At 71.7% G+C, this 22831-nt stretch carries 16 protein-coding genes and 2 pseudogenes; 10 read left to right on the top strand and 8 right to left on the bottom strand.

What is annotated here, in order from left to right; all coding sequences use genetic code 11:
• Window positions 1–46 precede the first annotated feature (46 nt).
• Genes cydB through O1G21_RS19230 form a run of 3 tightly spaced genes read left to right on the top strand, consistent with a single transcriptional unit; the run spans window position 47 to window position 6674 of the window.
• Window positions 47–1120, top strand: a complete 1074-nt coding sequence (cydB, locus tag O1G21_RS19240; protein WP_270145517.1) for a cytochrome d ubiquinol oxidase subunit II — start codon at window positions 47–49, stop codon at window positions 1118–1120.
• A 4-nt stretch (window positions 1121–1124) separates the two neighbouring features.
• Complete coding sequence (cydD, locus tag O1G21_RS19235) at window positions 1125–4817, top strand: thiol reductant ABC exporter subunit CydD (RefSeq protein WP_270145515.1); 3693 nt, start codon at window positions 1125–1127, stop codon at window positions 4815–4817.
• A gap of 48 nt (window positions 4818–4865) precedes the next feature.
• Window positions 4866–6674, top strand: coding sequence for a sensor histidine kinase (locus O1G21_RS19230; protein ID WP_405000674.1), 1809 nt, complete (start codon window positions 4866–4868; stop codon window positions 6672–6674).
• A gap of 25 nt (window positions 6675–6699) precedes the next feature.
• Here O1G21_RS19230 and O1G21_RS19225 read toward each other — a convergent pair whose 3' ends face one another.
• Window positions 6700–7548 carry an HAD family hydrolase gene (locus tag O1G21_RS19225; RefSeq protein ID WP_405000673.1) on the bottom strand — a complete coding sequence of 283 codons (849 nt, stop codon included), beginning with the start codon at window positions 7546–7548 and terminating at the stop codon, window positions 6700–6702.
• 174 nt (window positions 7549–7722) lie between these two features.
• Here O1G21_RS19225 and O1G21_RS19220 point away from each other — a divergent pair, with 174 nt between their 5' ends.
• Entirely contained in the window at window positions 7723–7914 is a 192-nt protein-coding gene (locus tag O1G21_RS19220) for a hypothetical protein (protein WP_270145491.1), read from the top strand.
• Window positions 7915–7927: 13 nt separating this feature from the next.
• On the opposite strand, the gene O1G21_RS19215 is transcribed toward O1G21_RS19220, so the two are convergent.
• From O1G21_RS19215 to O1G21_RS19195, 5 genes and pseudogenes are all read right to left on the bottom strand, one after another.
• Window positions 7928–8815: an LLM class flavin-dependent oxidoreductase gene (locus O1G21_RS19215; RefSeq protein WP_270145490.1), complete on the bottom strand. Its 888-nt coding sequence runs from the start codon at window positions 8813–8815 to the stop codon at window positions 7928–7930.
• Window positions 8816–8907: 92 nt separating this feature from the next.
• Entirely contained in the window at window positions 8908–9348 is a 441-nt protein-coding gene (locus O1G21_RS19210) for an SUKH-3 domain-containing protein (protein WP_270145488.1), read from the bottom strand.
• Window positions 9349–9353: 5 nt separating this feature from the next.
• Entirely contained in the window at window positions 9354–13202 is a 3849-nt protein-coding gene (locus O1G21_RS19205; protein WP_270145486.1) for an RHS repeat-associated core domain-containing protein, read from the bottom strand.
• Window positions 13199–13909 carry a WXG100-like domain-containing protein gene (locus O1G21_RS19200; RefSeq protein WP_270145485.1) on the bottom strand — a complete coding sequence of 237 codons (711 nt, stop codon included), beginning with the start codon at window positions 13907–13909 and terminating at the stop codon, window positions 13199–13201. Before O1G21_RS19200 ends, O1G21_RS19205 begins: the two co-directional genes overlap by 4 nt.
• Before the next feature lie 306 nt (window positions 13910–14215).
• Window positions 14216–14452: pseudogene (locus O1G21_RS19195) on the bottom strand (LLM class flavin-dependent oxidoreductase); the annotation flags it as partial.
• 289 nt (window positions 14453–14741) lie between these two features.
• Between O1G21_RS19195 and O1G21_RS19190 the strand changes: the two are divergent.
• Both O1G21_RS19190 and O1G21_RS19185 read left to right on the top strand, forming a co-directional pair.
• A complete protein-coding gene (locus O1G21_RS19190) occupies window positions 14742–15683 on the top strand; it encodes an MBL fold metallo-hydrolase (protein WP_270145481.1) in 942 nt (313 codons plus the stop codon).
• A gap of 73 nt (window positions 15684–15756) precedes the next feature.
• Window positions 15757–16209, top strand: coding sequence for a winged helix-turn-helix transcriptional regulator (locus O1G21_RS19185; protein ID WP_270145478.1), 453 nt, complete (start codon window positions 15757–15759; stop codon window positions 16207–16209).
• Here O1G21_RS19185 and O1G21_RS19180 read toward each other — a convergent pair.
• Window positions 16198–16431, bottom strand: a pseudogene (locus O1G21_RS19180) (LLM class flavin-dependent oxidoreductase); the annotation flags it as partial. The gene O1G21_RS19185 and the pseudogene O1G21_RS19180 sit on opposite strands and share 12 nt — an antisense overlap.
• Window positions 16432–16724: 293 nt before the next feature.
• Here O1G21_RS19180 and O1G21_RS19175 point away from each other — a divergent pair.
• Window positions 16725–19367, top strand: coding sequence for an RICIN domain-containing protein (locus O1G21_RS19175; protein ID WP_270145475.1), 2643 nt, complete (start codon window positions 16725–16727; stop codon window positions 19365–19367).
• A gap of 304 nt (window positions 19368–19671) precedes the next feature.
• Here O1G21_RS19175 and O1G21_RS19170 read toward each other — a convergent pair whose 3' ends face one another.
• Window positions 19672–20583 (bottom strand): serine/threonine-protein kinase, encoded by a 912-nt coding sequence (locus O1G21_RS19170; RefSeq protein WP_270145473.1) that lies wholly within the window; start codon window positions 20581–20583, stop codon window positions 19672–19674.
• An 86-nt stretch (window positions 20584–20669) separates the two neighbouring features.
• Between O1G21_RS19170 and O1G21_RS19165 the strand changes: the two genes are divergently transcribed.
• From O1G21_RS19165 to O1G21_RS19155, 3 genes are all read left to right on the top strand, one after another.
• Complete coding sequence (locus O1G21_RS19165) at window positions 20670–21215, top strand: RNA polymerase sigma factor (RefSeq protein ID WP_270145471.1); 546 nt, start codon at window positions 20670–20672, stop codon at window positions 21213–21215.
• Entirely contained in the window at window positions 21212–22033 is an 822-nt protein-coding gene (locus O1G21_RS19160) for a hypothetical protein (RefSeq protein ID WP_270145470.1), read from the top strand. Before O1G21_RS19165 ends, O1G21_RS19160 begins: the two co-directional genes overlap by 4 nt.
• 94 nt (window positions 22034–22127) lie before the next feature.
• On the top strand, window positions 22128–22811 hold the full coding sequence (locus tag O1G21_RS19155) for a hypothetical protein (protein ID WP_270145468.1): 684 nt from the start codon (window positions 22128–22130) through the stop codon (window positions 22809–22811).
• The last annotated feature ends 20 nt before the right edge of the window (window positions 22812–22831 follow it).

Here is a 22831-nt window from a genome sequence, read left to right as displayed (position 1 = left end):
CCCGACAGACCCGCAGAACTGACCCACAGATAGGAGACCCAGGGTCATGCAACTCCACGACGTCTGGTTCGTGCTGATCGCGGTCCTGTGGATCGGCTACTTCTTCCTCGAGGGCTTCGACTTCGGGATCGGCGTCCTCACCAAGCCGCTCGCCCGGAACACCGCCGAGCGCCGGGTGCTGATCAACACCATCGGTCCGGTCTGGGACGGCAACGAGGTCTGGCTGCTGACCGCCGCCGGCGGCACCTTCGCCGCCTTCCCGGACTGGTACGCGACCCTGTTCAGCGGCTTCTACCTCCCGCTGCTGGCCATCCTGGTCTGCCTGATCGTCCGCGGCGTGGCCTTCGAGTACCGGGCCAAGCGGGACGGCGCCCGCTGGCAGCGCAACTGGGAGGAGGCCATCTTCTGGACCTCCCTCATCCCGGCCTTCCTGTGGGGCGCGGTCTTCGCGAACATCGTCCGCGGCGTGGACATCGACGCCCACAAGAACTACGCCGGCGGCCTCGCCGACCTGTTCAACCCGTACGCGCTGCTCGGCGGACTGGTGACGCTCGCCCTGTTCACCTTCCACGGCGCGGTGTTCGCGGCCCTCAAGACCGTCGGCGAGATCCGCGAGCGGGCTCGCCGGGCCGCTCTCCAGGCGGGCCTGGTGACCGCCGTCCTCGCCCTCGTCTTCCTGGTCTGGACCCAGGCGCACAGCGGCAACGGCCGCAGCCTGGCCGCCCTGGTGATCGCGGTGCTGGCCCTGGTCGGCGCCCTGGTGGCCAACCAACTCGGCCGCGAAGGCTGGGCGTTCGTCCTCTCCGGGGCGACCGTCGTGGCCGCGGTCGCGATGCTGTTCCTGGCGCTCTTCCCGAACGTCATGCCCTCCACGCTCGACCCGGCCTGGAGCCTGAACGTCGGCAACGCGGCCTCCTCGCCGTACACCCTCAAGCTGATGACCATCGTGGCCGCCGTGTTCACCCCGCTGGTGCTGCTCTACCAGGGCTGGACGTACTGGGTGTTCCGCAAGCGGATCGGGGTGCAGCACATCCCCGCCGGCCACCAGCCGGCCGCCCCGGCAGCCCCTTCTGCCCCGGCCGCCAAGGCAGCCCCCGCCGCCCCGGTCGACCGGGCCTGACGCCGTGAAGCCGGTCGACCCCCGACTCCTCGGGTACGCCCGCACCACCCGTGCCTTCCTCGCCGGATCCGTGCTCCTCGGCGGGGCGGGCGCGGCCCTGGTGGTCGCCCAGGCGAGCCTGATCGCCGAGATCGTGGTCCGCGCCTTCCAGCGCGGCGCCGGACTCGGCGAACTGACCGCCCCGCTGGTGCTGCTGGCGCTCACCGCCGTCGGGCGCGGGCTGGTCGGCTGGCTCACCGAACTGACCGCGCACCGGTCCGTCGCCCGGGTGAAGTCCACCCTGCGGCGCCGGCTGCTCGACCACGCCACCGCGCTCGGCCCGTCCTACCTGGCGGGCCGGCGCACCGGCGAACTGACCACCCTCGCCACCCGCGGCATCGACGCCCTCGACGACTACTTCGCCCGCTACCTGCCGCAGCTCGCGCTGGCCGTGGTCGTCCCGGTGATCGTGCTGCTGCGGATCGTCGGCGCCGACCTCACCTCGGCCGCCGTCATCGCGGGCACGCTGCCGCTGATCCCGCTGTTCATGGTGCTGATCGGGATGGCCACCCAGGCCCGGATGGACCGGCAGTGGAACACCCTGGCCCGGCTCTCCCACCACTTCCTCGACGTGGTCGCCGGCCTGCCCACCCTCAAGGTGTTCAACCGGGCCCGCAGCCAGGCCGCCACCGTCGCCCGGATCACCGCCGACTACCGCCGGGCCACCCTGCGCACCCTGCGGATCGCCTTCATCTCCTCCTTCGCGCTGGAGCTGCTCTCCACCCTGTCCGTCGCGCTGGTCGCGGTCACCATCGGCTTCCGGTTGGTCGACGGCTCGCTCGACCTGGAGACCGGGCTGCTGATCCTGATCCTCGCCCCCGAGGTGTACTTCCCGATCCGCCAGGTCGGCGCTCTCTACCACTCCAGCGTGGAGGGGCTCACCGCCGCCGACGAGATCTTCCGGGTGCTGGAGACCCCGCTGCCCGCCGCCGGGACCGTCCCGGCCCCCGACCTCACCGGCGCCGTGATCACCGCCGAGGGCCTGACCGTACGGCACCCCGGTCGCGCCCTGCCCGCACTGGACGGCGCCGCGCTGACCCTGCGCCCGGGCTCCAGCACCGCCCTCACCGGTCCGAGCGGGGCCGGCAAGTCCACCCTGCTGGCCGTCCTGCTCGGCCTCACCACCCCCGATGTCGGCACCGTCCGGATCACCGCCGCCGACGGGCGCACCCACGACCTCGCCGAGCTGGAGCCCGGCAGCTGGCGGCGCCAGATCGCCTGGGTGCCCCAGCGCCCGCACCTGTTCGCCGGGACGGTCGCCGACAACCTGCGGCTCTACCGGCCGGACGCCTCGGACGAGCAGCTGTGGACGGCGCTGCGGGCCGCCCACACGCTCGACTTCGTCACCGACCTGGACACCGGACTGGGGGAGGACGGCGCCGGGCTCTCCGCCGGACAGCGCCAGCGCCTCGCGCTCGCCCGGGTGCTGCTCGCCGACGACCGGCCGCTGGTGCTGCTGGACGAACCCACCGCCAACCTGGACGGCGCCTCCGAGCAGGCCGTGGTGGACGCCGTCCGCACCCTCGCCGAGGACCCGGCGCGCACCGTGCTGGTGGTCGCGCACCGGCCGGCCCTGCTGGCGGTGACGGAGGAGCGGGTCCGGCTGGCGGGGCCTGCTGCCGAAGCGGCCCCGCCCCGAGCCGAAGGGCGCGCCGGTGCCGAAAGCATGGGCCCCTCCTGCCCGATGGCGGGCAAGGAGGGAGAGCGATCAGCGACCGACGGAGGAGGGAGTGCCGGAGCGTGGGGGCACCTCCCGGCCGCCAGGCTTGGGGAGAGCGTCGGCGCCGGGTCCGAGCGCCCGGAGGCGAGCGGGCGAGTCACCGAGCCGGTCACCGCCCTCGCCCACAGCGGGAAGCCGACCCCCGCCCCCGCCGCGCCCGAGGAGCCCGAGAGCGAGCCGGCCGCCCCCCGGCTGGCGCTGTCCGTGCTGCTCGGCGCGCTCGCCCTCGGCAGCGCCGTCGCCCTGATGGCCACCTCCGGCTACCTCATCTCCCGGGCCTCCCAGATGCCCCCGGTGCTCTACCTGATGATGGCCGTCACCTCCGTCCGGGCCTTCGGCATCGGCCGCAGCGTCTTCCGCTACGCCGAGCGGCTGGTCTCCCATGACGCCGTGCTGCGTACTCTCGGCACCCTGCGGGCCGCCGTGTACCGCCGGCTGACCGTGCTCGCCCCGGCCGGACTGCCCGCCTTCCGGCGCGGCGACCTGCTCTCCCGGCTGGTCGCCGACGTCGACGCGATCCAGGACCACCACCTGCGCTGGCGGCTCCCCGCCGCCGTCGCCGCAGTCGTCGCGCCGGCCTCGGCGGTCGCGCTGGGCGCCTTCCTGCCCGCCGCCGGGCTGGTGCTCGGCCTCGGGCTGCTGCTGGCCGGGGTGCTGGTCCCCGCACTCGCCGCCCGTTGGTCGGCCGGCGCCGAGCGGCGTCAGGCCCCCGCCCGCGGGCGCCTGGCCACCTCCGTGGTGGACGCCTTCACCGGCACCGCCGAGCTCACCGTGGCCGGCGCGCTGCCCGGCCGGCTCGCCGCCGTCCGCACCGCCGACGCCGCGCTGACCGGGCTCGCCGCGCGCTCGGCCGCCACCACCGCGCTCGGCACCGGGCTGATCGCGCTGCTCACCGGGCTGACGGTGGTGGGCGCGGCGGCCGTCGGCATCCAGGGGGTGCGCGGCGGCTCGCTCGCGCCGGTCTGCCTGGCCGTCGTGGTGCTGACCCCGCTGGCCGCCTTCGAGGCCGTCACCGGGATGCCGCTCGCCGTCCAGGCCCGCCGGCGCAGCCGCGCCGCCCGGGGCCGGCTGGACGAGGTGCTCACCGCCTCGGCGCCGGTCGCGGAGCCCGCCGAGCCGCTCGCCCTGCCCGAGCAGCCGCTGCCCGTCGCGGTGCGCGGGCTGACCGTGCGGCACCCCGGGCAGACCGTGGACGCGCTCGCCGGGGTCGACCTCGACCTCGCGCCCGGCCGCCGGATCGCCGTGGTCGGCCCCTCCGGCTCCGGCAAGACCACCCTCGCCCAGGCGCTGCTGCGCTTCCTGGAGCCGGACGCCGGGTCCGTCACCTTCGCCGCCGGTCGTCCACAGGCTGTGGACAGTCGCGCGCTCGCGGGCGAGGACGTCCGCCGGGTGATCGGCCTCTGCGCCCAGGACGCCCACGTCTTCGACAGCTCGCTGCGGGAGAACCTGCGGCTCGCCCGACCGGACGCCGACCAGGAGGACCTGCGCGCCGCGCTCGCCGCCGCCCGGCTGCTGGACTGGACCGACACCCTGCCCGACGGCCTGGACACCATGGTCGGCGAGCACGGCGCCCGCCTCTCCGGCGGCCAGCGCCAGCGCCTCGCGCTCGCCCGGGCGCTGCTCGCCGACTTCCCCGTGCTGGTCCTGGACGAGCCCGCCGAACACCTCGACCTGCCCACCGCCGACGCGCTCACCGCCGACCTGCTGGCCGCCACCGCGGGCCGCACCACCGTGCTGATCACCCACCGGCTGGCCGGGCTGGACGACACCACCGTGGACGAGGTGCTGGTGCTGGACGGCGGGCGGATCGCCGAGCGCGGCCGCTGGTCGGAGCTGGTCGCCGACCCGGACGGGCGGCTGCACGCGATGTGGCGCCGGGAGCGGGAGGCGGACCGGCTGCTGGGGGCGGACGCTCCGCTGGAGGCGGTGAGCTCGTGATCGTTCCGCGGCCCTTCGGCTGAAAACCGTACAAACTAGGCTTTCTCCATGGACCCCACGCCGGACCTCCCCGAGCCCACCCCCGAGCCGACACCCCATCGGGTGCCCGAGATCGCCTCGCTCGGGCTGGACACGCTGGTCACCGAGGTCGCCGAACGCCTGCAGTCCGCCGCCGCCGTCACCGACCGGATGCAGCGGCTGCTGGAGGCGGTGGTCTCCATCGGCGCCGGGCTCGATCTGCACGCCACCCTGCACCGGATCGCCACCGGCGCCGCCGAACTCGTCGACGCCCGGTACGCGGCCCTCGGCGTGATCGCCCCCGGCGGGCACGGCCTGGCCGACTTCGTCCACGTCGGCATCGACGACGCGACCGCCGACGGGATCGGCGACCTGCCCGCCGGCCGCGGCATCCTCGGCGCGCTCATCGACCGCCCCGAACCGCTGCGGCTGGCCGACCTGCGCACCGACCCGCGCTCCTCCGGCTTCCCGCCGCACCACCCGTGCATGAAGACCTTCCTGGGCGTGCCGATCCGGGTCCGCGAGGAGGTCTTCGGCAACCTCTACCTCACCGAGAAGAAGGGCGGCGGGGCCTTCACCCCCGAGGACGAACAAGTGGTGCACGCACTCGCCGCGGCCGCCGGCGTCGCCATCGAGAACTCCCGGCTGTACGAGGAGGGGCGCCGCCGCGAACGCTGGATCGCCGGCGCCGCCGCCGTCACCACCGCCCTGCTCTCCACCGAGCAGGCCGAGGGCGCGCTGACCGTCGCGGCCGAGCAGGTACGGGAGTTGGCGGACGCGGCGCTCGGGATGATCCTGCTGCCCACCGGCCCGGTCGGCGAGCAGGACGGCCAGATGCGGGTCGCCCACGCCTCCGGCGAGGCCGCCGAGTTCGTCCGCGGCGAGCTGCTGCCCAAGGACAGCTTCGCCGCCCGGCTGCTGGCGGGGGACAGCGTCCACCTGGACGACATGTCCAGTGACCCCACCGTGGTGATCCGGCTCGCCCGCAGCTTCGGCCCGTCCATGGCCGTGCCGATGGTCGCCGCCGGGCGGGTGCTCGGCGGGCTCTGCGTCTGGCGCCCGCGCGGCGCGCTGCCGTTCACCGACTCCGAGAAGCAGCTCGCCGAGACCTTCGCCTCCCAGGCCGCCCTCGCCCTGCGGCTCGCCGAGGGCCAGCGCGACCAGCAGCGGCTGGCCGTCTTCCAGGACCGCGACCGGATCGCCCGCGACCTCCACGACCTGGTGATCCAACGGCTGTTCGCCACCGGGATGATGCTGGAGAGCGCGGCCCGCCGGGCCGTCGTCCCCGAGGTGAAGGCCGGCATCGGCAACGCGGTGGACGAACTGGACGCCACCATCCAGGAGGTCCGCACCACCATCTACGCCCTCCAGCACGACAACCACGGCGACGCCCCCGACACCCTGCGCACCCGGGTCCTGCGCGAGGCCAGCCAAACCGCGGCGGCGCTCGGCTTCAAGCCCTCGGTGAGCTTCGTCGGGCCGGTGGAGAGCCTGGTCGGCGAGAACACCGGGCGCCAACTCCTCGCCGCCCTGCGGGAGATGCTCTCCAACACGGCCCGGCACGCCCGGGCCTCCCGGGTCGGCGTGGAGATCGACGCCACCGTCCACCTGAGCGACGACGGCCGACCGGTCGGCGGCGACCCGGAGTCCCTGGACCGGGGCGGACGGCCCGGCGTGCTGCTCAGCGTCACCGACGACGGGGTCGGCATCCCGCAGGGCGGGCGGCGCAGCGGACTGCTCAACCTGACCCGGCGGGCGGAGGCGCTCGGCGGGGCCGCCTGGCACGAGCGGGGGCCGTACCGGAAGGGGACCGTGGTGCGCCGGACGGCCCGACTGTAGGCGCGCACAGTCGGAGCAGTCGGGGTCAGAGCAGTCGGAGCAGTTCCTCGAGCACCGCCGCGACGCCGTCCTCCTCGTTGCTCACCGTGTGCTGCGCCACCGCCGCCAGCACATGCGGATGGGCGTTGGCGACGGCGTACGCGGTGCCCGCCCAGGCCAGCATCTCCAGGTCGTTCGGCATGTCGCCGAAGGCCACCACCTCACTGCGGTCGATCCCGTGCTCGGCGCACCAACGGGCCAGCGTGCTGGCCTTGGTGACGCCGGGCGCGCTGATCTCCAGCAGCGGGATCGGCGAGGAGCGGGTGATCTCGGCCAGGTGCCCGGCCGCCGTCCGGGCCTCGGTGAGGAAGGTGTCCGGGTCGAGGTCCGGGTGCTTGGCCAGCAGCTTGAACAGGCCCCGCACCGGGCCGCCGTCGGCCAACAGCTGCTCGGCCGGACCGATCACCCGGACCTCGTCGTCGCCCCACATCAGCACCTCGTACCCGGGCTCGCGGCCCCAGCCGTCCGCGTACTCGAAGGCGAACGCGGTGCCGGGCAGCTTGGCCCGCAGCACCTCCACCACGGCCAGCGAGGTCTCGACCGGCATCGGGAAGTACTCGATCAGCTCGCCGCCGCGCCGCACGTCCACGATCGCGCCGCCGTTGGAGCAGATCGCCACCCCGTGACCGCCGATGTGCGGGCTCAGCTGCTGCATCCAGCGCGGCGGCCGCCCGGTCACGAACACCACCTGCACCCCGGCCGCCTCGGCCGCCGCCAGGGCCGCGGCGGTGCGATCGCTGACGGTGCCGCCGGAGCACAGCAGGGTGCCGTCCAGGTCGGTGGCGATGAGGCGGGGAGCGGTACGGGCTTCGGTCACCGGTCCATCTTCGCCCATCGCCGCCGCAGGGCTGAATACTCCGGACGGCGGCGCGGTCGGGGCCGGTCGCGGGCCGCGGGGACGGGTTCCGGCCCCTCCCGCACCGTTTCCGGCCGATTCGCCCCCGACCGGGGTGTCGGTACGGGCCGCCGGGCAGGACTCGCTGTGGTCACCCCGTCGGCAGGAAGAGCCATGCCCACTCGCCAGCTCAGTGACGAGCCGCCCCCGACCCTCCCCTTCCCGGACGCCCGGGCCGTACCGACTGCTTCCCGGGAGCCGGTGCTGCTCGGCGAGGTCCTCTTCCACGTCCTCGCCGAGCTCGCCCGCCGCACCCCGGACCCGGTCCCCGTCCTCCCGGCCCAGCGCACCCGCCCGCACCCGTGACGGCCGGCCCGGCTCAGCCCAGCTGGGCCAGGCCCTCGGTGGCGATCTCCTCGAACACCGCGAGGTCGTTCTCGAAGATCGAGTCCGGCACCGGCCAGTGGATCACCAGCTCGGTGATCCCCAGCTCCCGGTACGTCCCGGCCCAGTCCACGAAGGCGTCCACCGACTGCAGCGGCTTCTCCGCCGTCGAGCCCTGCAGCAGCACCTTCTCCAGCGTCGCCACGTCCCGCCCGGCCGCCTCGCAGGCCGCCGTCAGCTTCCCGAGCTGCTTCGCGATGACCTCGGGCGCCTGCTCCACCGGCACGTCCGCCGGCCCGCGCGGGTCCCCGTACGTCACCCAGCCCTGCCCGTACTCGGCCGCCAGCTTCAGCCCGCGCGGACCGGTCGCCGCCACGTAGAACGGCACCCGCGGCGTCTGCACGCACCCGGGGACGTTCCGCGCCTCGACCGCCGAGTAGTACGCGCCCTCGCGCGTCGTGGCGTCACTGCGCAGCAACTCGTCCAGCAGCGGCAGGAACTCCCCGAACCGGTCCGCCCGCTCCCGCGGCGACCACGCCTCCTGCCCCATCGCCGTCGCGTCGAACCCCGTGCCCCCGGCCCCGATCCCCAGCGTGACCCGCCCGCCGGACACGTCGTCCAGCGTGATCAGCTCCTTCGCCAGCGTCACCGGATGCCGGAAGTTCGGCGACGTCACCAGCGTCCCCAGCCGGATCCGCTCGGTGGCGCACGCGGCTGCCGTCAACGTCGGGACGGACCCGAACCAGGGCTCGTCCCGGAAGCTGCGCCACGACAGGTGGTCGTACGTGTACGCCGCGTGGAACCCGAGGTCGTCGGCCCGCCGCCAGATCTTCTGTCCCTCGCTCCACCGGTGGATGGGGAGGATCACGGTGCTCAGTCGCATGCCGCCGACCCTACGTCGCGGATGGGAGCGGCCGATGGTTCGGCAGACGATCAGGTCCCGCTTCGCGGTTGGCCTGGGGTCCACCGCATCCGCTACTCCCGGACGATCTTCGGGGCGATTCCGAGGATGAGACCGTCCAGCGCCTCCCCGACCGGGCCGAAGGAGGCGAGCCAGTCCGCGACGAGATGGATCTCTCCGGAATCGGAGATCCCGAGGAAGTACCGCCCGTTGTCCAGTTCCCCGACCGGCACGATGGCTTCGCCGATCTCCTGGCTCCAGTCGGTGAACCTGTCCTCCTCGCCGTCGGCGAGTGCAGGGTCCAGCTCGAACGGCGTGCGGGCACGCGAGATCCCAGGACCGTCGACCTCGACCAGCAGCCCGCCGAACTCCGACAGGAACTGCTCGGCCGCGTCATGCATCGGGAGACCGGCGCTCTCCAGCCGGCGACGCCACGAGCCGGTATCGACCTGCCGTCCGGGCTGCCAGCCAGCAGCACGCAGCACGCGTTCGGTCTCGTCCGAGAATCGCTGCATTTCACTCACAATCCGTCGTCCGTAATGAAATCGAGTTTGTAGTGCTCACTGAGAGCTCGGCAGCTCTTGCACGGCCCGATCGGGTGGCCGTGCTTCGGGTGCTCTGTATTGCTACGGATGATCATCGCAGCTGCCGTGGACCCGGTCGGATCGATCTTGTTGTTCAGTGCGTCCGAGAGGAGTACGGGAAGTCCGCACTTGCCGTGCCCGTCGCCGCGTGCTTCCGCGGGGACCGTGTTCAGAACCGCCTGGACATCAGAATGCAGGACGGGCGCGGCGCCCCTGACGCTCGGGCTGGTCTTGATCTGTCCGTTCGGCAGCTTGAGGCCTTCCGCAGCCACCGGCCGCATCCTCGAGGGGCTCACCTTCGTCCCCTTGTCGGCCTCCAGCTTCACCGCCTGGAGGAGATCATCGTGTTGGTGGGTCGACAGCCCCAGAGGATCGGCCCAGGTGTGCGGGTTGTGGACGTACGCATCGGGATTCGGGGACGGAGCCAGGCCAAGCGGGTCCGGGCTGGTGTAGCGAGCGGTTTCGGGATCGTAGTACCGGTTGACGTTGTAGTGGAGACGGGTCTCCGGATCGAAGTACTGGCCCGGAAAGCGCAGCGGGGTGTAGGTGGCGCTGTCTGCGGGCCAGGTGGTGTGTCCCCACAGGGTGTGCGTGGCACGCCACGCAACGGCTTCCGTGCTCGGGTCGACGAGCTCTTTCGGGGTGCCAACGAGGTCGGTCACGATGGCGAAGAACCGGCGGTCGATCCGGTCCTGCGGACTGTCGGCTGTCGCGAAAGTGGTGATCTTCTCGCTCTGGGCGAGCGGGTGAAGCTCCTCGTGATCCCAGCTGAGGGTGTGCGGGCCCGGGAGGTAGGGCGCATGCGTGGTCTGTTCGGCGAGTACCGGACCGTCCCAGGTGAAGTCGATGCGCTCCTCGACAGCGGCACCATCGGTGCCCATGCGGTGCTTCGTGATGCGACGTCCGAAGGGGTCGTAGAGGTATCGCCACCGCGTGCCATCGGGTGTGGTCACCTGGGTGAGACGGCCCTCGGCGTCCCACCGGTAGCGCCAGGTGTCCGGCTTCTTAGACAGCCGGGTCTTCTGCCGCAGGGTGATGCGTCCAGCGGTGTCGTACTCGTAGCGGATACGGCCGGCGGTGACGAGCTGCGTGCCCTCGAAAGTCCGGGCGCCGACCGCGGCCCAGGTGCTGCCGGTGGCTGGCCAGTCAGCCTCGGTCACGTTCCCCGCCGGGTCGTAGGCATAGCTCTCGCTCCAGCCTTCGGCCCGGACTCCGGTGACCCGGCCGGCTGCGTCGAGATCGAAGGTGCGGGAGCCGGAAAGCCGGTCATCGACCGCTCTGAGGCTGCCGTCCGCGCGGTAGGTATAGGTCCGCTGCTGGAGGATCGTCCCCGGATTCGCATCACCGTTGTGTAGGACCTGGCCGGTGAGGCGGTGCCGCGCGTCCCAGGTGTTGACGAGGGCAAGATGCTCGTCGTACATCCGCTGCTGCTCGCGTCCGGCAGGGTCATAGGAGAAGCTGACCCTTCCGCCTGCGGTGGCCAGGGTCATCGGCCGCCCGGCGGCGTCGTATGTCCAAGCGCTGACATGCCCGTCGGGCGTCGTGCGCTCCGTCCGCCGTCCCAGCATGTCTCGCGTGTGTGTGAGGGTGCGTCCGTTGACCGACTCGGTGAGCAGATGTCCCAGTCGGTCATAGGTGCGCACAACTTCCGCATCCGGGCTGACGGCCCGGATCAGGCGGCCTGCGGCGTCATAGCAGTAGCTGGTGGTGCCGTCGGGCGTGTCCTTGGCCGTTATTCGGCCGAGCAGGTCATAGGTGTAGCTGATCCGCTGACCCATGGGGTTGGTGCGGGAGGCGATCTGATCGGCTTGGTCCAGCTCGTATGTGACGGACCGCCCGTTGAAGTCGCTCTCCGCGACCAGCCGCCCCGCCGCATCGTAGGTGTAGTTCCAGACCTGGCCGAGGGCATTGGTGACGGCGACCAACTGCATGTGCGTGTCGTAGTCGAACGCGTAGCGGGCACCGTCGGGCCCGGTGCTGGCGGCGAGGGTCTCGAAGTGCGTGTACTCGAACGTGCTGATCCGACCCAGCGCATCGGTGTGGGTCAGCACGTTGCCCTCGCCGTCGTAGGTCCACGTCTCGGTGGACCCGTCCGGGGCGGTACGTGTATTCAGGCGCCCCTCGACCGTCCAGGTCATCCGCGTCACACCCCCGATGGGATCGGTGACCGCAACCGTGCGTCCGAACGCGTCGTGCTCGAAGCGGGTTGTCGCGCCCGTCGGATCGGTGACCTCGACAGGAAGCCCTGCCGGGTTGCAGGACACCCGCACCGTGTTGCCGAGCGTGTTGGTGACCGAGGCAAGGTGGCCGAGCTCGTCATAGCCGTAGGAAGTGACCGCGCCGATCGGGTCCCTGAGGGACGTACGGAGGCGGGCCTCGTCATAGGTGTGGCGCCACACCGACCCGTCCGGCTCGGTGATCTGGACTGGCAGGCTGAGTTGGTCGAGGTAGACGGCGGTGGTCTGTTCGCCGTCCGGGCGGGTGACGGATATGAGGTCCCCGGCGCCGTCGTACTCGTAGCGGGTGGTGCGGCCGAGGGCGTCGGTCTCGGTGAGGAGGCGGTCGTACTCGTCCCGTTCGTAGGCGGTGGTGTGGCCGAGGGGGCCGGTGATCGCGGTGATCTGGGCGTGGTCGTTGACGGTGTACGTGGTGGTGTGGCCGAGGGCGTTGGTCTCGGTGTGGGTGCGCAGACCGGTTTCGGGGTCCGGGGCGCCGTAGGTGAAGTGGAAGCGCAGGGTGCCGTCGGCGCCGCCCTCGTCGACCGCGCGGTCGAGGCGGTCGTAGGCGTACAGGTACTGGGAGTTGTTGCGGTCGGTCCAGGAGAGGATGCGGCCGCTCGCGTCGTTGGCGAAGCGCATGGGCTTGCCGCTGGAGTTGTAGACGGCGCTGAGGTGGCCGTCGGTGTAGCCGTATCGCAGCAGCAGGGCTTCGCCGCCGGTCTCGGTGGCGTTGGCCAGGCGCAGGGCGGTGATGCGGTCGGCGTCGACGGTGACGCGCAGTTCGTAGCCGCCGGAGTGGGTGATGGAGAGCGGGACGCCGTCCTCGTCGTAGTTCAGGGTGTACTGGCGGCCGTGGCGGTCGCGGACGCGGGTGAGGAGGGCTTCGGTGCCGCCGGCGGCGGTGGTGAACTCGCGGACGATGCCGGTGGAGCGGTCGCGGAGGTGGTAGCCGCCGGTGGCCAGGCGCAGTTGGCGGCGCTCGCCGGCGATGGCCTCGACGGTCTCGCCGGGTTCGGGGTGGGGGTAGGCCTGGGTGATGCGGTCGGCGCGTATGTGGACGACGCCTTCGGTGTCGATCTCCAGGCGTTCGTCGAAGGTGCAGACCCACTTGGGGCCCATCCAGCGGCCCGCGATATACCCGGACTCGAAGTTGCGGGTGAACAGCAGCGGGAGGGAGCCGGGGAGGGAGGCGTCGACCTGGTCGATGTACATCCGGCCGGTGGCCATGTCGACGGGCTCGCCACCGCCGCAGCGGGAGTCGTGCGCACGGCCCTCGGTGCGAGGGTCGCGGACCTGTTCGCGGCCGCGGCCCTTCGGGTGGGAGTCGCCGCCGCGGGCGGTGCCGCCGGTGCCGGGGTGGGGGAGGTCCTTCCCTCCGCCCTTGAGGAGCTTGTCCATCTCGGCGGCGTGCCTGGCCTCGGCCTGGCGGGTGTTGTGGGCGACCTGCTTCAGGTTGGTGCCGGTCTTGCGGTAGAAGCCCTTCATCGCCTTGCCCGCGTCGTCGGCCAGGGCCTTGCCGAGCTTCTGGGCGCTGTGCTGGAGGGCTTTGACGATCGGGTTGCTCATTCGAAGCTCACCCCCGCGACCTTGGTCCGGAACGTTTCGGCATGGGTGGCGACGGCCTGGGCGTGCTCGTGCATGGTGCGGGCGTGGGCCTCCAGGGCCGCCGGGTCGATCTTGTAGCCGCTGCCGGCGCTGTTCGCGCCCGCGGCGGCCGCCTCGAAGACCAGGCCGGTGACCGCCTCGGAGACCGTGTCGATCAGCGGGCTGATCGCCGCCTCGATGACCTCCGCGATGATGTGCTGCTCCAGCTGCTGCACCAGGGCGTTGACGAGGCGCTTGGCGGTCTCCTCGATCGCGACGACGGCGACCTCGGCCAGGCCGAAGGTCGCCACGGCGGCGGCCTGGTCGGCGATGAACGCGGCTGCCAGGACGGTCAGTTCGGCGATCGTCGCGACCTTAGCGGCCACGATCGTGTCCGCCGCTACGTCCAGCGCGGTCGCCACGGTGTGGCAGGCCTGCACGATCTCGTCGAAGTGGTCGTTCGAGGCCGCGGCCCACTTCTTCGCCAGCGCCTCGTAGGACTCGCCCTCGTAAGACTCGCCGACCTGCTTGACCGTCGCGCTGGAGTGCCCGTGGGTGGCCTCCACGTCCTTGGCGAACTGCCGGACGTGGTGCGCGAAGTCGCGGACCTTGTCCTCGTTCACCGTCGGCCACTTGATCCCGATGAAGTTCAGGAGTGTCACCACGTCATGCGGCAACTCGATCGCCATGCCACGCCCCCCGCTCATTGCATGCGCACGCCCCTTCGAGAGACATCAGCATGGCCCGTCAGGTTCCCGTTAGCGCAAGGAAGAATCGAAAGAAACACGAGCTTCCCCTTCCGGCGCACCGCGCCCGCTGCGAAGGTCCGCCTCGACGTCACCGCCGGTCAGTTGCAGGGCGGGGCTCACGACATGGCATAGCCTCGCGTGCCGGTACCAGGGCTGAGGGTGAGGAGTGTCACGCGGGGTGTGCGGGGCGGTGCTCAGCACCGATGAAAGGTCGATCGGATGCGATCCGTCCGCAGGTCAGGCTGCGATGGGTGAACGAGGCTCGACCGAAGTTACGAGCGTGCCGAGCCGGATCCGCTCGGTCGCCGTCGCGGCAGCCGTCAGCGTCGGGACCGAACCGAACCACGGCTCGTCCCGGAAGCTCCGCCAGGAGAGGTGGTCATAGGTGTACGCGGCGTGGAACCCGAGGTCGTCGGCCCGCCGCCAGATCTTCTGTCCCTCGGCCCACCGGTGGATGGGGAGGATCACGGTGCTCAGTCGCATACGCCGACCCTACGTGCAGCGCTCTGATGGGTGAGGCTTCGAGTGAACTGCGGCGACATCGGAAGCGGTCAGCGCGCAACTCTCGATTGTTCCTCGACCTTGTCCAGCAGGCCAGTGAGCTGGCCGCATCCGGGGAGGTACGCACATCGCGATCACCCCGTCACCGCGCTGCGGGGGACGCACTTGCAAGTGCGTACTTCCCAGCAGATTGTCACTCTCCGATAGTCAGTAACGAGGGCCGCGGCCTCCCGGCCGTGCCCGAGCGTGACAGCCTGTCGAGGAGAGAACCGTGGTCCAGCCCGCACTCCGAGCCCAGATCGCCATCGGTGAGACGACGGTGACCTATCTACCCGATGGGGAGGGGTGGCTCAATCCGGCCGCGTTCTTTCCTTCCAGCGTGCCGGGCGGCTGGGCGACGCACACGGAGTTCCTCGACGAGCGTGGCTGGTTCCCGGTCAGCATCGGTTCGTTCCTGATTCGCGCCGGCGGGCGGTCCGTCCTGGTCGACCTTGGCCTGGGCAACGTCGACTTCGCGATTCCCGACGTGGCGTCGTTCAAGGCCGGCGCGCTGGTGCGGAACCTGGCCGCCGAGGGCCTTTCACCCACCGACGTGGACGCTGTCGTCTACACCCACCTGCACCATGATCACGTCGGGTGGACCAGCGATGTCGCTCCGGGTCCGCATTTCCCTGACGGCCGCGAGGTCAACGGGCTGACGTTCCGCGCGGCCCGGCACCTGGTGAGCGAGGCGGAGTGGCGGCACTGGGAAGGCCGCGGGACGTTCCCCGGACCGGATTCGAAGGCCGTGCAGGATCCACTGGGCGGCGTGATCGGTTTCGTCACGGACGGCGAGGAGATCGCCCCCGGTGTGCGGATCCTGTCCACGCCGGGGCACACACCGGGCCACAGCAGCTTGATCGTCACGGATCCGTCCGGTGCTGACGGCCGACGCCTGATCGTCCTCGGCGACATCATGCACTGCCAGGTGCAGATCACTCAGAGCCACTGGACGTGCGTGTTCGACGATGATCCGGAGCAAGGCCTCCGCACCCGCGCCCGGCTCCTCGAAGAGCTCGGGGACGGAAACACGATCCTGGCCGGCGGTCACTTCGCGGGGCACGTCTTCGGGCGGGTCGTCCCTCCCGTGCTGCGGCGGGCGTGGGCCGCCGGCCCCGACGCCGAGGCGAACCCACGGGTCGGGCACGGTCGGAGCGCGGCGACTGTTCGATGACACTTCGTCATGGAGTCCGCAGCACCTGACGCACACGCGAGCGCCGAGCGGATCGGTTGGTTAACGTATGCGCATGCCCGCCACCCGTGACCGCCGTCCTCGGCCGGGAACTCCCGGCCGGGTCCTGGCCTGGCTGCCGGACGGCAAGCCGGCCGACGCGTACAGCGCACCATGTCCGTCCCGTTCGGCCCTGGACCGGATCGCCGACAAGTGGACCGCTCTGATCGTCGGCGCCCTGGCTGACGGAACGCTGCGCTTCAGCGAACTGCGCGAGGCCATCGACGGCATCAGCGAGAAGATGCTCACGCAGACCTTGCGGAGCCTGGAGCGCGACGGGCTCGTCAGCCGCACGGTCCACCCGACCGTGCCGCCCAAGGTCGAGTACCGCCTCACGGAACTGGGGCGGACGTTGGAGGCCCCACTCGGTGCGGTCCGGGACTGGGCGGAGCGGTACATCAACGAGGTGAACGCGGCTCGGGCCGACTATGAGCGCCGGGCGTCGGACAGCTCAGCCCGTGATGGGTGAACGAGGCTTGACCGAGGTCACCAGGGTGCCCAGCCGGATACTATGCGTAGCCATCGCGGCGGCGGTCAGCGTGGGTACGGACCCGAACCACGGCTCGTCCCGGAAACTGCGCCACGACAGGTGGTCATAGGTGTACGCGGCGTGGAAGCCGAGGTCCTCGGCCCGCTGCCAGATCTTCTGCCCCTCGGCCCACCGGTGGATGGGGAGGATCACCGTACTCAGTCACATGGCATCGACCCTACGCGTGCACACGGTCGGGTAAGGGTTTCGGCGACCGGCCAAGCGAGAGGGGAAACCCGGTCGGCGCGCGGCCGGGGTTCCACGGCCACTGGCCCCACTGGTAGGCGTCGCGCGCACAAAGGTTGCCGTGATCGGGGCGGAAAATTCCCGTCAAGAAGTTCCCGGCTCGCGGCAACCCTTTGCGGCCCCTGCGACCACAAGGGAGTGGATCCGGCCAGCCCGTGGCCGGATCCACCCGTCCCCTCGTGCACAGTTCGCAAGGAGAACGTCCACCCATGAGCAACCCCACGAACGGCAGGCGCCGCGGGCGTCACCGCCGTCGCCTGAGCGCCACAGCTCTGGTGCTCGGTGTGTCCCTCACCGTCGGGTCGTACTTCGTGTTCGTACACGGGGACTCCCAGGCCGCGACGGTCGACGGCGATGCCTACTACAGGCTGGTCTCGGTACGCAGCGGCCAGGTGGTGGACGTCAACGCCTTCTCCACCGCCGACGGCACCCGGATCCAGCAGTGGGTCGACCAGAACACCGCCAACCAGCAGTGGAAACTGAAGTCCACCGGGGACGGCTACTACGAGCTGGTGAACCGCAACAGTGGCAAGGTGCTGGGCATAGCGGGCGACTCGACCAGCCAGGGGGCTGTCGCCGAGCAGCAGACGGACCGCTCTTCCGCCTCCCAGCAGTGGCGGATCGGCGATGTGAGCGGGTCCGACGCCGTCACCCTCACCTCCCGCAAGAGCGGTCAGGTCCTGGACGTCACGGGCAACTCCACGGCCCAGGGCACGCAGATCATCCAGTGGCCCGGGTGGGGTGGTGCCAACCAGCAGTGGAAGCTGGTGAAGGTGCCCGGCACGCCGGTGCCCGGGGCCGGCGGCGCACAGGGCTCCGGCTCGTACGTGTGGAAGAACGCCCCGGTGGCGGGCGGCGGTTACGTCACCGGCCTGATCTTCAACCAGAAGGAGAAGGGCCTGCTGTACGCGCGCACCGACATGGGTGGCGCGTACCGCTGGGACACCGGCGCCGAGCAGTGGATCCCGCTGACCGACTGGATCGGTCAGAAGGACTGGAACCTGCTGGGCATCGAGTCGCTGGCCACCGATCCGGTCGACCCGGACCGGCTCTACCTCGCGGCCGGCACCTACACCAACGACTGGGCCGGCAACGGTTCGATCCTGCGCTCCACCGACCGCGGCCGCACCTTCCAGCGCACCGACCTGCCGTTCAAGCTGGGCGGCAACGAGGACGGCCGCGGGGCGGGCGAGCGCCTGGTGATCGACCCCGCGAACCACGACCACCTGCTGCTGGGCACCCGCAAGAACGGCCTGTGGCGCAGCACCGACGCCGGTGTGACCTGGAACCAGGTCTCCTCGTTCCCGGTCAAGGACGGCGCCAGCTTCGGCACCGGCATCTCCTTCGTGACCTACGGCCCGGCCGGCAGCAACACGATCTACGTCGGCGTCGCCGACAGGTCCACCAACCTGTACCGGTCCACCGACGGCGGCAACTCCTGGCACGCGGTCTCCGGGCAGCCCACCGGCCAGGTGCCGCAGCACGGTGTGCTCTCCGGCGACGGCTCGATGTACCTGACCTACAGCAACGCCCCCGGGCCCAACGGCGTGACGGCGGGCTCGGTGTGGAAGTACAACACCTCCGGCGGGGCGTGGAAGAACATCTCGCCGTCCCAGGGCGGCTACGGGTTCGCCGGTCTGGCCGTCGACCCGCAGAAGCCGTCCACGGTGATGGTCACCACGCTGGACCGCTGGTGGCCGCAGGACGAGGTCTACCGCAGCACCGACGGCGGCGCGACCTGGAAGACCCAGTCCGACAGGTCCGTGCGGGACGCCTCCATCGCCCCGTACCTCGGCACCGGCATCGGGCACTGGATGACCGCGCTGAGCATCGACCCGTTCGACTCCGGGCACGTGATGTACGGCACCGGCAACGGCATCTGGGCCAGCAAGGACGCCAACGCGACCGACAACGGCGGCACCAGCCACTGGTTCATCGGAGCCCGCGGGCTGGAGGAGACGGCGTATTACGACGCGGTCTCCCCGCCCGGCGCCGCCGCCCTCATCACCGCGCTGGGCGACCAGGGCGGCTTCGTGTACGACGACCTGACGAAGGAGCCCACCGGGCGGCTGACCAACCCGACGATCTACAACAGCACCTCCCTCGACTTCGCCCAGTCCAACCCCTCGCTGGTGGTCCGGGTCGGCCGGGGCGGTGCGCAGGACGGCGCCCTCTCCACCGATGGCGGCCACACCTGGAACGGCTTCAAGGGCGAGCCGGTGCCCAGCGCGGACAGCGGCCACATCGCGATCGCGGCGGACGGCTCCAGCTTCGTCTGGACCGAGGCGGGCCAGGCCCCGTACCGCTCCACCGACCGGGGCGCGAGCTGGTCGAAGGTCAACGGCCTCGGCAACGATGCCGTGGTCGTCGCCGACCGGTCCTCGGCCAACACCTTCTACTCGCTGAACAACGGCACGCTCTACGCCAGCACCGACGGCGGCGCGAACTTCACCGCCCGCTCCGCCAACCTGCCGGGAGGCAAGCTCAGCGCCGTCCCCGGCGTCGCGGGCGACCTGTGGCTCGCCGGCGACGGCACGGGTCTGCTGCACTCCACCGACGGCGGCCGCAGCTTCATCAAGCTGTCCTCGGTGGAGTCCGCCTCCGCCGTCGGCTTCGGCAAGGCCGCACCGGGCACCTCGTACCAGGCGCTGTACCTGATCGGCACCGTCAAGGGCGTCGCCGGCGTCTTCCGCTCCACCGACCAGGGCGCGAGCTGGCTCCGGATCAACGACGACGCGCACCAGTGGGGCAACTTCGCCGGCCAGCGCATCATCACCGGTGACCCCGACACCTTCGGCCGGGTGTACGTCGGCACCAACGGACGCGGTCTCCAGTACGGCGACCCCTCCTGAGATCCCGAACCCCTGAGCGGGGCCGCAGGCACAACGGCCTGCGGCCCCGCCGTGGTTGGCGGACCGCCCGCCGGCCTCACCACTCCGCCTGCTGCGCAGGTCAAGCTGTGATGGGTGAACGAGGCTTGAGCGAGGTCACCAAGGTACCAAGGCGCACACTCTCCGTAGCCATCGCTGCTGCGGTCAGCGTGGGGACGGTACCCCCGACCCTACGGTAGCCGTCAGCGGCCAGGATCCTTCACGCGTTCGCGGCCGGATTCCTCTCCCGAGCACGACCGCCGGTGCGGACCGGTCCCTGTCGGATTCAACGCTGCAGCCAGCTCAACAGGGTCGTCGCCGTGAACACCGTGCCCGACGCCAGACAGACCGCGCGCGGGGTCAGCCACCCGGGGCCCTCCAGGGGCTGGGGCTGCGGGACCGGAGCCAGCAGCGCGTCCGCGAAGGCCTGGGCGGTCGGCGGTCGGTCCGCCGGCTCGACGGACATCGCGGTCCGTAGCAGCAGGACGACGTTCGGTGGGAGCTCCGTTCCGGCTGGGAACGCCGGCAGCGTCGAGGCGGTCGGCTGGTCGGTCATCAGGGCTGTGGCGCGTCCGCCCGGGCCGAACGGCTTCTGCCCGGTCAGCAGCTCGTAGGCCACGACGGCCAGCGCGTACACGTCGGCCCTCCCGTCGAACCCGCCGGTCTGGAAGGCCTGTTCCGGTGCCATGTACGCGGGCGTGCCCGTGGTCACCGTCAGCCCGGATGCGTCGGCCAGTTGCTTCGCGCTGCCCAGATCCGCCACCAGCACCGCGGCGGGCACAGGGCCGGTGGCGAGCAGCAGGTTGGACGGCTTGACGTCGCGGTGCACCACGCCCGCCTCGTGCAGGACCTGGACCGCGTAGCCCGCCTCCGCGGCCAGCCGCAGCGCCTCCTGCGGGTCGCACTGCCCGACCCGGTCCGCCAGGGTGCCGCCGCGTACGTAGTCCATGACGAAGTAGGGCCGGTCCTCCTGCACTCCGACGTCGTGCACCCGGACCACCCGCGGGCTGGCGATCCGGCGCAGCAGCCTCGCCTCCGCCAGGAACCGCTCGCGCACATCGGCGTTGGCGGCCCAGTTCTCGGCCAGCACCTTCACCGCGACCTCGGTGTCGAGCTCCGGATCGTAGGCCTTCCAGACCGTCGCGAAGGAGCCGGCTCCGAGCCGCTCCAGGAGGAGGTAACGGCCGAGCTTGCGCATGTGGCAGCATTCTGCCGGAGTCAGGGCGTGTGCGGAACTCCGTTCGACGGGTGGGATGCAGGCGGGACGAAACGGGGGGAATCCGGATGTTCGAGGAAGGCGAGCTGGAACGGCTCGTGACGGCGGCTCAGGCGGGGGACCCGGGGGCGATGGAGCACCTGCTGGCCAAGCTGCGGCCGGTGGTGCTGCGCCGCTGCTCGCGCTTCCTGCCCCACCACGCCGACGCGGAGGAGGCCGCGCAGGACGCGCTGCTGTCCATCAGCACGCACCTGGGCAAGTACGGCGGCCACGGCTCCTTCCAGGGCTGGGTGACGGTGATCGCCTCGAACGCCGCCCGGTCCACCTACCGCTCGATGCGCCGGCGCGCCGAGGACAGCCACGCCGACCTCCCCGAGTCCGTCGACCCGCGCACCACCAGCGTCATCGCCGGGACCCGGCTCGACCTGATGGAGGCGCTGGCCGCGCTGGAGCAGCAGCACCCCACCCTGGTGGAGTCCTTCGTGCTGCGCGACCTGGGCGACCTGACCTACGTCCAGGTGGCCCAGGTGCTGGACACCCCGTTGGGCACGGTCAAGGACCGTATCCACCAGGCCCGCCGCTTCATGCGCGAGCGCCTGGTCACCGGTCCGTGAAGGGCGGCCACGCCGTCGTCCGGCCCCGGTCCGCCGTCGTCGCCCTGGTGGCAGCCGCCGCGCTCGGGCTGGCGACCGGCCGGTTCGTCCTGCCACCGCCCGCCGGCGCCACCGCGCACCCGGCAGCGCGGTCGGGTGCCGCGGTCGGCGGGGCGTCCCAGGGCGCGTCCGGTCCCGCGAGGCCCGGCGGGTCCGTCCCGACGCCCGCGTCCTCGGCCTCCGGCTCCGCCTCGCCGACCGATGCGACCGGACCGGTGACGACCGCGAACCTCCTGGAACCCGCGGCGTTCAGCCCGGACGTGGGCATCGGGCAGATCCGCGTCACCGACCGGTACGGCGACGGGGTTTACGCCAACTCGGCCTGCGCCGGCGAGAAGAAGACCATGGGCGGGCCCGGCGCCCACTCCCGCGAACTGGTGACCAGCCCCCGTACCAACCCGGGCGACCCCCCGCCGGTCGCCGACCGCGTCGACAATGTCGCCCGCGAGGTCGTCGCCGAGGCCCCGAGCCCTTCCCTGGCGCAGAACCTCACCGAGCGCCTGCTGCTGGAGGAGGTGCCCTGCAAGGAGGAAACGCCAGGGCACTGGGTCTACGGAAGGACCACGACGCTGCAGCTCGCCCCGGACGTCACCGCGAGCTGGATGGGCGTCTACCCCGGAGACTTCAACACCACCGGCAGGGCGCCCGAGGGCAAGGAGCCCTGCGGCGGCATCGCCGTGCTGCACAGCGGCACCCACTACGGGGTGCTGGAGGTCGAGGCCTGCCTGGGCACGGCCGCGATGGACCGCGTCGTCCGGACCGCTCTGTCACAGCTGTGAAACAGCGGGCCAGGGCTCCAACTTCCCCTCCACCGGCGGCATCTCCCCGGTTGTACGAGGACGCAGCAGGCGTCCCGACCAGCAGGGGGACCAGATGACCCAGAACCAGACCGTCCAGCAGAAGTCCGTTCGCCGCAACCGGCTCGCCGCCGCGGCCTGCTTCGCCGCATCACTGATCACCGTCAGCGTCGTCGGCACCCAGTCGGCCACCGCCGACGCGGCCGCGCACAACACCGCGCGCCCGGCTGCGGCCGCGGTCGCCGCGCCCGGACTCGGCTCCGCCGACCTCGTCCAGAGCGAGGACTTCCAGAAGGGCATGAACCCGGTCGGCGCGACCGTCGCGCTGACCGGACGCCAGGGGCTGTCCGCGTGCTCCGGCGAGGAGACGATGCGCGACCTGACCAAGGACAAGGCCACCGCGTACGCCTCCGTGGACTGGACCTTCGACACCCACGGCATGCTGATCGAGTCGGCCGCGAACGCCCCCACCGGGACCGTGGCCGACACCTGGGAGAAGCAGCTCGTCGCGCTCGTTCAGGACTGCCAGGACGAGCCCGCCGGCCACTGGTACTACGGCGCGGCCCACACCCTGACGGTCACCGGCGGCACCGCCCGCTGGTACCCGGCCTACAACGGCGACGGCACCGCCAGCGGCGGGACCGCGGTCCTGCGCAGCGGCACCAGGGTCGCCATCGTGGACCTCACCGGCCAGCCCGCCGACGCCCCGAACTACGTCGAAGGCATCGCCACCGCAGCACTGAACCGCCTCTCCTCCTGAACGGCGGCCCCGCTCCGCCC

Origin of the sequence: Kitasatospora cathayae, from assembly GCF_027627435.1 — a bacterium.
Lineage (GTDB): Bacteria > Actinomycetota > Actinomycetes > Streptomycetales > Streptomycetaceae > Kitasatospora > Kitasatospora cathayae.
This window is presented reverse-complemented; position numbering and strand designations above follow the sequence as displayed.